Annotated in this window: 13 protein-coding genes; 11 read left to right on the forward strand and 2 right to left on the reverse strand. The window is 55.8% G+C overall.

What is annotated here, in order from left to right:
- Position 1: 1 nt before the first annotated feature.
- Complete coding sequence (locus tag H8E27_14970; protein MBC8326920.1) at positions 2-553, forward strand: hypothetical protein; 552 nt, start codon at positions 2-4, stop codon at positions 551-553.
- Positions 554-604: 51 nt separating this feature from the next.
- Here H8E27_14970 and H8E27_14975 read toward each other — a convergent pair whose 3' ends face one another.
- On the reverse strand, positions 605-1,666 hold the full coding sequence (locus H8E27_14975; GenBank protein MBC8326921.1) for a hypothetical protein: 1,062 nt from the start codon (positions 1,664-1,666) through the stop codon (positions 605-607).
- A 78-nt stretch (positions 1,667-1,744) separates the two neighbouring features.
- Between H8E27_14975 and H8E27_14980 the strand changes: the two genes are divergently transcribed.
- The 8 genes from H8E27_14980 (at position 1,745) to H8E27_15015 (ending at position 8,921) form a co-directional block, all read left to right on the forward strand.
- Positions 1,745-2,653: a glycosyltransferase family 9 protein gene (locus H8E27_14980; GenBank protein MBC8326922.1), complete on the forward strand. Its 909-nt coding sequence runs from the start codon at positions 1,745-1,747 to the stop codon at positions 2,651-2,653.
- Between the two features lie 106 nt (positions 2,654-2,759).
- Positions 2,760-3,200 carry a type II secretion system protein gene (locus tag H8E27_14985; protein ID MBC8326923.1) on the forward strand — a complete coding sequence of 147 codons (441 nt, stop codon included), beginning with the start codon at positions 2,760-2,762 and terminating at the stop codon, positions 3,198-3,200.
- 57 nt (positions 3,201-3,257) lie between these two features.
- Positions 3,258-3,968, forward strand: coding sequence for a hypothetical protein (locus H8E27_14990; GenBank protein MBC8326924.1), 711 nt, complete (start codon positions 3,258-3,260; stop codon positions 3,966-3,968).
- A 1-nt stretch (position 3,969) separates the two neighbouring features.
- Positions 3,970-4,701: a DUF4339 domain-containing protein gene (locus H8E27_14995; GenBank protein ID MBC8326925.1), complete on the forward strand. Its 732-nt coding sequence runs from the start codon at positions 3,970-3,972 to the stop codon at positions 4,699-4,701.
- Between the two features lie 107 nt (positions 4,702-4,808).
- Positions 4,809-5,018: a 50S ribosomal protein L35 gene (gene rpmI, locus H8E27_15000; GenBank protein MBC8326926.1), complete on the forward strand. Its 210-nt coding sequence runs from the start codon at positions 4,809-4,811 to the stop codon at positions 5,016-5,018.
- A 29-nt stretch (positions 5,019-5,047) separates the two neighbouring features.
- Complete coding sequence (gene rplT, locus H8E27_15005) at positions 5,048-5,416, forward strand: 50S ribosomal protein L20 (GenBank protein ID MBC8326927.1); 369 nt, start codon at positions 5,048-5,050, stop codon at positions 5,414-5,416.
- 89 nt (positions 5,417-5,505) lie between these two features.
- Positions 5,506-6,510: a phenylalanine--tRNA ligase subunit alpha gene (gene pheS / locus H8E27_15010; GenBank protein ID MBC8326928.1), complete on the forward strand. Its 1,005-nt coding sequence runs from the start codon at positions 5,506-5,508 to the stop codon at positions 6,508-6,510.
- Between the two features lie 5 nt (positions 6,511-6,515).
- A complete protein-coding gene (locus H8E27_15015) occupies positions 6,516-8,921 on the forward strand; it encodes a phenylalanine--tRNA ligase subunit beta (protein MBC8326929.1) in 2,406 nt (801 codons plus the stop codon).
- Positions 8,922-8,980: 59 nt separating this feature from the next.
- Here H8E27_15015 and H8E27_15020 read toward each other — a convergent pair whose 3' ends face one another.
- On the reverse strand, positions 8,981-9,193 hold the full coding sequence (locus H8E27_15020; protein ID MBC8326930.1) for a hypothetical protein: 213 nt from the start codon (positions 9,191-9,193) through the stop codon (positions 8,981-8,983).
- Between the two features lie 101 nt (positions 9,194-9,294).
- On the opposite strand from H8E27_15020, the gene H8E27_15025 reads away from it, so the two are divergent.
- Both H8E27_15025 and H8E27_15030 read left to right on the forward strand, forming a co-directional pair.
- Positions 9,295-10,557 (forward strand): PQQ-binding-like beta-propeller repeat protein, encoded by a 1,263-nt coding sequence (locus tag H8E27_15025; protein ID MBC8326931.1) that lies wholly within the window; start codon positions 9,295-9,297, stop codon positions 10,555-10,557.
- 35 nt (positions 10,558-10,592) lie between these two features.
- Positions 10,593-11,930 (forward strand): PQQ-binding-like beta-propeller repeat protein, encoded by a 1,338-nt coding sequence (locus H8E27_15030; protein MBC8326932.1) that lies wholly within the window; start codon positions 10,593-10,595, stop codon positions 11,928-11,930.
- Positions 11,931-11,950: the final 20 nt, after the last annotated feature.

An 11,950-nucleotide genomic window follows, 5' to 3' on the forward strand; every position in this document is an offset into this window, starting at 1 on the left:
TATGCCTGAAATTTCTCTCGCCAATTTGTCGCTCGCGCTGGGTGCGCTGATGGTGCTGACGGCTGCCGTGGGTTTGGCTAAGCCGAAAGGTTCGATGGACTGGATCAATCAATTCCCACGCAACGAAACGGCCGGCTGGACGCTAATGCTCGCAGGGATGGCGTGGTTTCTTTGGGTCCTCAGCGACGAGACGCTGGCCGACTTCGAAAAATTTCGCACGCACTTTCAGGTCTTCATTGTCGCCACCGGCGTGGGCTCGTGTTTTTTTCTGAAAGACTTTCTCGCCGTGCGCGGCTTGGCGGTGGTGTTCCTGATGCTCGCCAAACTCATCGTGGACGCGGCTCGTTGGCATCCAAGCGATTGGCGGCTTGTGCTCGTGGTCCTCGCCTACGCGTTGGTAGTGAAGGCGATGTGGTTTACCGTGGCTCCGTGGCGGATGCGGGACATTATTGATTGGGCAACCGTCAGCGAACGGCGGTTCAAAATGATGTGCAGCGTGCGGTTGGTGTTTGCAGTGCTGTTGATGGTTCTGGGTTTGACGGTTTTTAAGTGAACAAAAAAAGCCGCCCTTGCGGACGGCTTTTTCAAGGGGATGGAGATTTGCCTAGCGGCGTTTCTCCAAATGTTTTTGAATTTCACGCAGGGCGTTTCGCATTTCATTCAATTCGCGGCGCAATTGATTGATATCGCCATTGCCTTCGTCCTCGCCGTGCTCGTGTTCGTGACGCTCGTGGCGGTGGCCGGGTTCTTGGCGATCCTCACGCGCTTCGCGGGCGTGACCTTCGCGTTCGCCTTGATTCATCCGTCGGGCGTGGGCGGCCAGTTCTTCGGCCCAATCACGCATTCCGGCGGCTTGTAGATGTTCGATGGCTGCGCCGATGTGTTTCATGCGGGCTTCGTTGCCGCCTTCGCGTTCGCGCTCGCCGTGTTCGCGGCGTTCGGCCATTTCCGCTTTCACGTGGCGGAGCAATTTTTCAGCTTCTTCGTGTTTGCCTTGTTTGCGCAGTTCATTGATTTTGCGTTCGGCTTGTTCGAGGAACTCGTGAACTTTGTGGTCATTTTCCCGCTCGGTCTTTTCGCGTTCGCGGCGTTCGCCTTGGCCGCGGAATTTGGCAATGGCGTCTTGCACGCGCTTGAGTACGTGGGCGGCTTCTTCTTTTTTACCGGCTTTGCGTAGCTCGGCGATACGGCGTTCTTGTTGGTTGACCCATTTGCCAAACTCTTCGTTGTCGCCGCCATGATTGTGAGGGTGTTCGCGATGCGCGTGTTCGTCGTGGTCGCCCCGGTTGCGATGAGCCATTGCTTTGCGATGTTCGGCTAATTCTGTGCGGGTGCGTTTGGCGAGGGCTTCGGCTTGGTCAGGCTTGCCTTGCTTGCGTAGGGTGTTGATTTGCTTTTCGCGTTGCTCGAGCCATGCTTCGAGTTCGTGGGCTTGACCGTCGCGCTCGCGGTCACGGGCACGCTCGCCGTCGCGGGGTTTGTCACGTTCGCCTTCGCGGGGTTTGTCGCCTTCGCGGGGTTTGTCACGTTCGCCTTCGCGGGGTTTGTCGCCTTCGCGGGGTTTGTCGCCGTCGCGGCGTTTGTCGTCGTCGAAGGACCGTGCGGTCCAAGTGAAACACACGCCTGCAATCAACAGCGTGGCCATTAGGGGAATTAATTTCTTCATAGGAATGTTTTTGTTTGAGGGTTAGCTTGGCTTTAGGCTAGCGGCATTCCGACGTTTGTCCAGTGGGAAACTTTGTTTATGACAACCCTCTTAAACGTGCCCAAACGTATCCTCGTAGTGCGGGGCGGGGCGATTGGCGATTTTGTGTTGACGCTGCCGGTGTTGGCAGCTTTGCGCGCGGCACATCCGCAGGCGAACGTGGCGGTATTGGGGGCGCGGGAGTGTGGTGAATTGGCTGTGACGGGGGGCTTGGCGGATGAATCGCGTTCCCTGGAAGCCCGCGAATGGGCCGGTTTTTTCGTAGAAAATGGCGATTGCGATGCGGGGGCTCGCCAATGGTTGGCAGGATTTGATTGGGTGATTTCTTTTTTGCACGACCCGGAAGGAGTTTTTGAACTTAACATTTGTGCTGCGAGTGGCGCGCGGTTTTTGAGGGGCTGTCATCGGCCGGCGGATGGGATGGGGGAACCGGCGGCGAACGTGTTGTTGCGGGCGTTGGAACCAGTGGGGATTTCGGGGGCGAGCGCGGTGGCGCGGCTGGGGCTTTCAGCTGTTGATGAAAAGCAAAATGTGCTGGCGGTGCATCCGGGCAGTGGCAGTGCGGCCAAAAATTGGCCGGAAGAAAACTGGGCGGTTTTTCTTTCGAAGTGGCTGACTCAAAATGATGCGGATTTATTGTTGGTTGGCGGGGAAGCGGAAGCCGAGCGGTTGGCGCAATTGAGTGCGAGGCTTCCTCGTGAACGCCATCGTGTTTTGCTGCACGCGCCTTTGGTGGAGGTGGCTCGTGCGTTGAGTGGGTGTCGTGCGTTTCTGGGGCACGACTCGGGCATCACGCATTTGGCGGCGGCGGTGGGGTTGCCGGGTGTTGTGTTGTGGGCGGAGACGGATGCGGTGGTGTGGCGACCGCCGAGTGATGCGATGAATTTGTTGCAGCAACCCATCGCGACAGATGCAGTGTTGCGGGCGGTGACAACTTTTTTCAAATAAGTATATTCCGCCTATTGACAGAACCAAAATGTGTGGCACGTTGTAGTAGGCGATGAAGCTGCGCTGACACAGCGGTGCGGTCGAGCCGGTTGGAGTTTTTTTGGGTATGAAGACTAACCAGCGTATCTCAACAAAAGTGACCGTCCGTTTTTCCTGTCCCCGCCGTTTGCGTTTTTTGCATCGTGCGGGGTTTACTTTGACGGAACTATTGGTGGTCATTGGAATTATCGGCGTGTTGGCGTCGATCCTTTTCGTGGCAATTGGCCGGGCGCAAATCAAGGGACACGGGGTTTTCAGCCGGAACAATCTCAAGCAACTCAGCACAGGTTACATCGGGCACGATGTGGAGTTGGGCGAATTCATGCCGCACGCGAAGGTGGCGGAGGGGACTTGGGTGGAAACGCTGACGCGCCGTGAGGGCTATGAACAGGAGGTGTTTCATAGTCCGGCGTGTTCACCGAATCAGAATATCAGCTCGGGGCATTCGAAGATGGCGTGGCGCACGACCAGCCCGGAGAGTACTTACGAGCACTTGACCCGTGTCTGACCCTCCGTTTCTTGGCAGTCTGCCAAGCGCATTGCGGAAGGTCGCGGCGGCAAGTTAGTGACCATTGAGGATGATGCAGAATGGGATCGGTTTGCGGAAGCGGCCAAGCATTTTCCGGCGCGACTCTCGTGGGTGGGGGTGGTGAATGAAAACGAATCGGGTGCGGTAGGCGGGGGCCAATGGATATGGAAAGAGCAGGGCAACCCGGAGTGCGAGCAGGAATATTTTGCCTTGGGCGAATACGAGGATGCGGCGAAACAGCAGGGCGAATATTTCGGCGCGATGGTGCCGAATCGTCAGCCGGAAAAAAACAAAGAAGGGGTGTATCTAAAACAAAATATTTTCAGCATGCCGAGTTTTGATTGGAAAGTGACGGGAATGATCGTGGAGTATCAAAAAAACTTAAGCAGCACGTACACGCTCAATGGCTGGGCGGTGTCGGACCATTTGCGCATGAAGAACGGGGTGCCCAACCATTTTTACCGCGGAATGGAAGAGGGCGGCAGTGAAGCGCCTTTGTTCAGTGAAGGTACTGGGCCGGTGGTGATGCCAATGGAATCCAATCAGCCGGCGAAGGATTTGGAATACGGCGGGCAAACGGGGCAGGGGCTTTCGCGGTTGTGCATTGACCGCTATCACAGCGGCGCCAACAACGTGGCCTATATGGATGGCAGTGTGGATGCCGTGAAGCTGGCTGAATTGTGGAAACTGAAGTGGCACAAACAATGGCAAGCTCCGAACCGTCTGCCGAATGTTGACGGGAAATAAGATGAGTATTTATATCGCCAAAGAGGGAAAGAATTGGGGGCCTTATGAGTCCAAGCAAGTGAGTGTGTTGGTGGAGCGCGGTTCGTTTGCGGATAATGATTGGGCATGGATTGAGGGCGAGGCGGATTGGATGCCAGTGAGTGAAGTGCTGAAGGAATGGGAGGCGGCCGAGACGGCGTATCGGGAATTAGAATTTCAGAAAGAGGTGGCGAAATTGGCGGAGGAGACTCCTTCGCGCAATAAGATGGAGGTGCAGGAAGCACAGAAGGAGGAACCCACGCAGCCGGCTGCCAAACCGCGACGCACTTCGTGGTGGAATCGCCACTTTTTCTTTTTCGCGTTTGGCTTGGGCACGGTGGGGTTAATTGCTTTACTCGTGCTGCGTCCGCCGGCGGTGGCGGAATACAATTTGCTGCAAACGCGTGAGGGACTCGCGTTTGAGCCAAATAAGAGTGAGCCTTTTGACGGAAATGCCGTTTCCCACCATCCTAATGGACAGATGATGTTCAAAGCGGCTTATCGCGATGGGAAGCAACACGGCGAGATGGTTTCGTTTTTTGCTGATGGCCAAAAACAAAGCGAAGGGACGCTGGTTGACGGGCAATTTCACGGAAAAGTCATCTATTATCATCCAAACGGCGAGGTGCAGAGCCATTATGTCTATCAAAATGGCGAGGCTATCAGCCGGAAAAACTGGGATGCGGTGGGAAATATGGTCAATCGCGGCCAATAAAACCCTCGCAACCCGAAATTCCTTCACTTTTTGAGAGAAATCGCTTGCCACATAATAGGGGTGTTCATACACTGCGCGCCCATTTTGAGGGGAACAGAAGGAATTTCATGCCAAATAAAGTAGTCAATAAAACGCGGAAAGCAGTCGCCAAGCGGTTCAAAGTCACCGCCAGTGGTAAAGTGAAGCGTAACCGCCAAGGCAAGCGCCACCTGTTGTCATCGAAAAACGCTAAACGTCGGCGCCGTCTTCGCACCGCCACCTATGTGGAGAAGGATGATATGCGCCGCATCACCGAGAGTCTTCCGTTTAGCCACTAACCCCACCCAGTTTTTCAGGAGAATTTACCATGCGCACCACCAACGGACCCGCCTCACGTCAACGCCGCAAACGCTGGTTGAAAGCCGCCAAAGGCTTTCGAATGCGCCGCAGCAAACTTTACCGCTACGCCAAAGACGCGCTCGACCACGGTCGGCAGTACGCCTATCGCGATCGCAAAAACAAGAAGCGCACCTTCCGCGGCCTGTGGAACGTGCGCATCAATGCCGCCTGCCGCGCAAACGAGATGACGTACAGCCGCTTCATCGAAGGCCTTAAAGCTGCCGAAGTGGAGGTCAACCGTAAGGTGCTGGCGGATATCGCCGCGCAGGACGAAGCAGCGTTTACCGAGCTGGTCAAGGTCGCCCAAGGCGCCTTGGAAGCGAAGGCCGCCAAGTAGACGGTACACTTTCAAGACGGGCGACCAATTCAAGGTCGCCCGTTTTTTGTTTATAGCCGCAAGCGTCTCCACTACATTCCCCGCACAAGATGTCATTGCTTGATGAAATCGAACCATTGAAGGCTGAGGCTTTGGCGGAGCTAAACGCCGCCACCGACCAAGCCGCGCTCGACCAAGCCAAGGGCATCTGGCTTGGTCCGCAAGGCCGTTTCACAGGCCTCATGAAACAGATGGGCTCGCTCAGCAAAGAAGAGCGCCCGCTCGCGGGGAAATCCGTTAACGCCGCCAAAGGCGAACTCGAGGCTGCTCTGCAAACCGCCCGCGATCGCATCGAGTTAGCCGCCGCCGCACCCATCGAACCCACGGATTTCACCGCGCCCGGACGCCATCGCGCACTCGGCAAGCTGCATCCGCTCACGCAAGTGACTGAGGATATCGTCAAGAGCTTTCGCAAACTCGGTTTCGCCGTCGCCGATGGCCCCGAGGTGGAAGACGAGTATCATTGCTTCGATGCCCTCAACACCCCCGCCGATCATCCCGCCCGTGACGCGCAGGATACTTTTTATGTGGCCACCGATGGCCGGCCACTCCTTCGCACTCACACATCCAGCGTGCAAATCCGTGTGATGAAGGAACAGAAACCGCCCGTGCGAATCATCGTGCCCGGCCGCGTGTATCGCCGGGACACCGCCGACGCGACGCACAACCCCACCTTCCACCAAGTCGAAGGATTGTACATCGACAAAAACGTCACCGTCGCCGACCTCAAAGGCACGGTCGAATTTGTCTTCCGCGATTTGATGGGGCCAAAAACTCAAATCCGTTTTCGCCCGCACTATTTTAGTTACACCGAGCCCAGTTTCGAAATTGATTTCGCCAACTCACTCACCCGCAAGATGGGCAAAGACTGGCTCGAAATCGCCGGCTGCGGAATGGTGCACCCGGCGGTCTTGGAGGAAGTCGACCTCGACCCCGAAGAATGGACCGGCTGGGCCTTCGGCTTCGGCATCGAACGCATCGCCATGCTTCGCTATGGCATCAACGACATTCGCCTCTTTTACGAAAACGACCTGCGGTTTCTCCGCCAATTTTAGAGCACATGAAGGTTACTTATAATTGGCTCAAAGAATACGTCGATTTTGAATGGTCGGCGGAAGAACTCGCTGAGCGGATCACGATGCTCGGCGTGGAGGTCGAAGGCATTGAAGAAACAGGCGGCGCGTTTGATGGAATTGTGGTGGGGCAAGTGGTCGTGCGCGACAAGCATCCCAACGCTGATAAATTGACGCTCTGCAAAGTGACCGATGGCAAAAGCGAACTGCAAATAGTTTGCGGTGCCACAAACTTTCAAGCGGGAGACAAAGTGGCATTGGCGCAGGTCGGCACGTCAATGCCGGTTGAAGCGGGCGAAAAACCCTTCGTGCTCAAAGAGGGGAAAATCCGTGGCGAATTGTCGCAGGGGATGATGTGTTCCGGTCGCGAACTAAAACTTAACGACGACCACGAAGGCATTTTGATTTTGCCGGCCACCGCCCAACTGGGCCAGCCCTATGCCGAACACCTCGGCCGTGCGGGGAAGGATGTGGTTTTTGATTTGGAAGTGACGCCCAACCGCCCCGACCTCAACGGCGTCATCGGCCTCGCACGCGAGATTGCCGCGCTTACCGGCAACCCGCTGAAGCGCCCGGAAATCCCACTCAACGTCTCGAATGAAAAAGCCGATAACCTGGTGGCGGTCCAAATCAATGATTCCGATCTTTGCCCGCGATACAACGCGCGTGTGATTCGCGGTGTGAAAATTGGCCCGAGCCCCGATTGGCTCCGCGCTCGGCTGGAAAGCATCGGCATTCGCCCCATCAGCAATGTGGTGGATGTCACCAATTTCGTGATGATGGAAACCGGCCAACCGCTGCACGCCTTTGATTTGCATTTGCTTGCTAAGGTCGACGGCAAACCCACCGTCGTCGTGCGCCGCGCCAATGCTGGCGAAAAATTCACCACGCTCGATGAAGCTGAGCACGAGTTGCGCGCCGACAACCTCCTCATTGCCGATCCCGAAAAAGGCATCGCGCTGGCCGGCGTAATGGGCGGGATGAACACGGAAATCAACGACACCACGCAGGATGTGCTGTTGGAAACGGCGTATTTCAATCCGCAAAATATCCGCGCCACCTCGAAAGCCACCAAATTGCAAACTGATGCGAGTTACCGTTTCGAGCGCGGCGCGGACCTCGGCGTCACCGACTGGGCCAGCCAACGCGCCGCTCAGTTAATCGCCGAAACCGCTGGCGGCACTGTGGCCGAGGGCGCGGTAGATGAATTTCCGATCAAGCCTGAACCGGTTGAAATCAAATTACGCCACGCGCGCACCGACGCGTTGCTGGGCATCACCATTGAGCCTTCGAAAGCGGTCGGGTATTTGGAAGGGCTCGGTTTGGAAACAGTTTCGAGCGATGACGATGCCGCGATCTTCCGCATACCCACGTGGCGTGTGGATTTGAAACGCGAGGTGGATCTCATCGAGGAAGTGTGCCGTGTGCACGGTGTGGATGAGATTCCTGCAACGCTGCCGATGGGGTGTCGTGGCGAAAATGAATTTGATGCCACGCAAGATGCGATTGCCGAAACACGCGGCATCCTCGCCGGTCTTGGCCTTAATGAAGCCCAAGGCCAATCGCTCATTAGTGACACCGCTGCACAGCTGGCCTCCAGTGACATCGTGGAATTGGAGTATCCACTCTCCAGTGATATGAACGTCTTGCGGCCGAGTTTGTTGCCGGGCTTGCTCGATTCGCTTCGCAATAACTTGACGCGACAAAACCACGATGTGGCGTTATTCGAAATTGGCCGTGTGTTTGCACCGAATCAACCCGAGCATCGGACGCTTGCGCTGTTGCTCACCGGCAAGCGCCACGCCGCCTTTTGGCGGGGCGAAGATGACAAGATCGACGCGATGGATTTGAAAGGCGCGGTGGAAGCGCTGCTCGATAATCTTGGCGTGTTTGGCGTGCAATACGAACGGCGCACAGAAGCTACGGCGTTGTTTCTTGAATCGGCTGAATTGAGAATGGGCAACAATGTCATCGGTCAAATGGGGCAGCTACTGCCGCCGCTGGGTAAAAAATACGAAGCACGCGATGCCGTTTTTCTTGCCGAGTTGAATCTCGATATGTTGCTCCAACGCCGTACCACCAATAAATCTTTCAAATCGCTGCCGCAATTCCCCGCGAGCGAACGCGATGTGGCAATGCTTGTGTCCGATTTTGTGACGCATTCCGACGTGCTCGCCGTTGTGAAAAAAACCAAGCCCGCTAATCTTGTTGACACGCAACTCTTCGATGTCTTCCGGGGAAAAAACGTGCCCGATGGTCAAAAGAGCCTCGCCTATTCATTCACCTATCGCAACGCGGAGAAGACTCTCACCGACAAAGACGTCAACAGCGCCCACGATTCATTGGTGATGGCGTTCAAATCCACGCTCGGCGCCACCATTCGCGACAACTAATTTGCGTACTGTAAACACCGCGCGGTTTTGTAATCGATACCACTTTTGAAAACGTAGATTCAGCTTAAGTTTGATTCATGGAAGCGTGACAAATCATCTTGAGCGTCATGGCCGGCGTGGGCCTCAGTGAGGCATGCGGGTTTAACATTTTCATCCCGCTGCTGGTTATCGCCGGCATTGGCGCGGCGCAGTGCTGGCTGTGGTGATTCCAATTTTGGTTTTTTATTAATGGTATTTTTCGTCAGTTTTTTGATTTGGAAGAGACCGTTCAAATTCTACCGTAACTAGCGTGCTCGCAAAGATTGCCTGCGCGAACCGCCTTTACCTGCCGCTTCCTGATTGACCCCGCCTCCTCATCGGTTAGCATTGCGCCATGTACCTGATTCGAATGATTGGCGCGTTGGCACTTTTAGCCTCTACTCTCCGCGCGGATAATTGGCCGGCTTGGCGCGGACCATTGGGCACGGGGGTTTGTGCGGAGAAAAATTTCCCCACGAAGTGGGCGGTGAAGCAAAACACCAAGTGGCGCGTGCCGTTGCCGGAGCGCGGGAATTCGTCGCCGGTGGTGTGGGGTCATCAGGTTTTTATTACGCAAGCCATCGAGGCGCAGGGGCTGCGGCAATTGATTTGTTTTGATCGCCGCACGGGCCGGCAGCTTTGGAAATCAGAGGTGGAATACAAAGTGAAGGAGCCGACGCATCGGACGAATCCCTTCTGTTCCGCTTCGCCGGTGACCGATGGCAAGCACGTGATCGTGTCGCACGCTTCGGCGGGATTATTCTGCTACGATATGAAGGGGAAACAATTGTGGAGCCGCGACCTCGGCGAGCAGCATCACGTGTGGGGTAATGCGGCTTCGCCGGTGATTCATGGCGATTTGTGCATCCTTAACTTTGGCCCCGGCGAGCGGACGTTTTTGGTTGCGGTGAGTTTGAAAGACGGCTCGACCGTTTGGCAGCACGATGAACCCGGAGGCAGTTCGGGCATTCCAATTGAAGGCGGCGCGCGCGGCAAATGGGTGGGCTCGTGGACGACTCCAATTTTAATGAACGCCAAAAGCGGGCCGCAGTTGGTTATGAGTTATCCCAATCGCGTGGCGGCGTTTGATCCGCTAAAGGGGCGCGAGCTGTGGACTTGCGCGGGGCTTAATCCATTGATTTATACTTCACCGATTTATGGGAACGGCATCGTGGTGGCGATGGGCGGGTTTCGCGGTACGGCGATGGGCGTGCGTGCCGGTGGCATGGGCGACGTGACAAAAACCCACCAACTCTGGACGCGTCCACGCGAAAAGCAACGCATCGGTTCCGGGGTATTGGTGAACGGCCACATTTATATTTTGAACGAAGACGGCGTGGCCCAGTGCATCGAGGCGCGCAAGGGCAAAGAGGTGTGGGCCGAGCGCCTGCGCGGCCCTGGCGGGAACGGAAAATCATGGTCATCGATGGTGGCGGCGGGCGATAAGCTTTACGCCATCAATCAATCAGGTGATGCGTTCATTCTGCGCGCCGCACCGCGATATCAGTTGTTGGCGGTGAATTCGTTAGGCGAAATGACGCAGTCGTCGATGGCGTTTTCCAATGGCGAAATATTCATTCGCACTTACAAAAGCCTTTGGTGCATTAGCGGCGAGTAATTCCGAATCGATTTGATTAATATCCGAAATTAATAATGGGCATTCTGAAATCACTTTTGGTTGTCACGATAGTTGGCAATGCCGGCGCGGCGGACAATTGGCCACAGTTTCGCGGGCCTGATGCGATGGGTGTGGCCGAGCACGCGGATTTGCCGGATCGTTGGAGCGCTACGGAAAATGTCGTTTGGAAACAGGACGTTCCCGGCCGCGGATGGTCCTCGCCGGTGGTGTGGGGCAAGCGGGTATTTCTCACCACGGTGGTTACCGAGGGCAAGGCTTGGGAGGCACGCAAGGGTTTATATTTCGGTGGCGAACGGTTTAAGCCGCCGACGGGCAAACATCATTGGAAAGTGATTTGCCTGAGCCTTGAGACCGGCAAAGTGGATTGGGAGCAAACCGTGCACTCGGGCACCCCGCAGAGCAGCATCCACATCAAAAACAGCTACGCCTCCGAGACGCCAATCACTGATGGCGAGCGCGTGTACGCCTACTTTGGAAATCAGGGTCTCTATTGTTATACGGTGGGTGGAGAATTTTTGTGGAAACAAGAATGGCCCGCGGTCAAGACGCGTTTCGGCTGGGGGCTCGCCGCCTCGCCGGTGTTGCATCAGGGGCGTTTGTACATTGTGAACGACAACGAGCAGCAATCTTTTCTCGTGGCATTGGATGCAAAAACCGGCCGGGAAATTTGGAAAGTAAAACGCGAGGGAGAGAAGAGCAACTGGTCCACGCCGTTTATTTGGAAAAATGAATTGCGCACGGAAATTATCACGCCGGGTTCGCACAAAAATCGGGCGTACAATCTGGACGGCAAGTTGCTGTATCAGTTCAGCGGGAATTCCTCCATCACCATCGCCACGCCGTATGCGAAGTTTGGTTTGTTGTACGTAACTTCAGGCTACGTGGGCGATCGCCGGAAGCCGGTGTTCGCTATCCGCCCCGGGGCAAGAGGCGACATTTCACTCAAATCCGATGAGGACAGCAACCAGTACGTCGCCTGGTGCCAGCGCCGCGGCGGGCCGTACAATCCTTCCACAATTGTGTACGGCGATCTTATGTACGTTCTGTTAGATCGTGGGCTTGTTGCCTGTTACGAGGCCAGCACCGGCAAGCATGTTTTCGGGCCCGAACGGGTAGTGCCCCGGAGCGGGGCCTTCACCAGCTCGCCTTGGGCATATAGCGGCAAAATCTTTTTCCTCGATGAAAGCGGCGCAACCTATGTGTTGAAAGCCGGTCGCGAATTCAAACTGCTCCGCGCCAATAGGTTGAATCCCAAAGAGGATATGTGCATGGCCACTCCGGCACTTGTGGGGGGCAAGCTACTGATTCGCACGGATGCGCGGGTTTATTGCTTCAGCAATTCCAAAAAGTAGGCGCGTTTATTCCTCGAGCA

It is taken from the genome of Limisphaerales bacterium, from assembly GCA_014382585.1.
Classification (GTDB): Bacteria; Verrucomicrobiota; Verrucomicrobiia; order Limisphaerales; family UBA1100; genus JACNJL01.

Excerpts from the sequence above, each read along its gene's own strand:
- H8E27_14970 (MBC8326920.1), top strand. The coding sequence starts at position 2 with ATGCCTGAAATTTCTCTCGCCAATTTGTCGCTCGCGCTGGGTGCGCTG.
- H8E27_14980 (MBC8326922.1), top strand. The coding sequence starts at position 1,745 with ATGACAACCCTCTTAAACGTGCCCAAACGTATCCTCGTAGTGCGGGGC.
- H8E27_14985 (MBC8326923.1), top strand. The coding sequence starts at position 2,760 with ATGAAGACTAACCAGCGTATCTCAACAAAAGTGACCGTCCGTTTTTCC.
- H8E27_15025 (MBC8326931.1), top strand. The coding sequence starts at position 9,295 with ATGTACCTGATTCGAATGATTGGCGCGTTGGCACTTTTAGCCTCTACT.
- H8E27_14995 (MBC8326925.1), top strand. The coding sequence starts at position 3,970 with ATGAGTATTTATATCGCCAAAGAGGGAAAGAATTGGGGGCCTTATGAG.
- H8E27_15030 (MBC8326932.1), top strand. The coding sequence starts at position 10,593 with ATGGGCATTCTGAAATCACTTTTGGTTGTCACGATAGTTGGCAATGCC.
- rplT (MBC8326927.1), top strand. The coding sequence starts at position 5,048 with ATGCGCACCACCAACGGACCCGCCTCACGTCAACGCCGCAAACGCTGG.
- H8E27_14975 (MBC8326921.1), bottom strand. The coding sequence starts at position 1,666 with ATGAAGAAATTAATTCCCCTAATGGCCACGCTGTTGATTGCAGGCGTG.
- pheS (MBC8326928.1), top strand. The coding sequence starts at position 5,506 with ATGTCATTGCTTGATGAAATCGAACCATTGAAGGCTGAGGCTTTGGCG.
- H8E27_15015 (MBC8326929.1), top strand. The coding sequence starts at position 6,516 with ATGAAGGTTACTTATAATTGGCTCAAAGAATACGTCGATTTTGAATGG.
- rpmI (MBC8326926.1), top strand. The coding sequence starts at position 4,809 with ATGCCAAATAAAGTAGTCAATAAAACGCGGAAAGCAGTCGCCAAGCGG.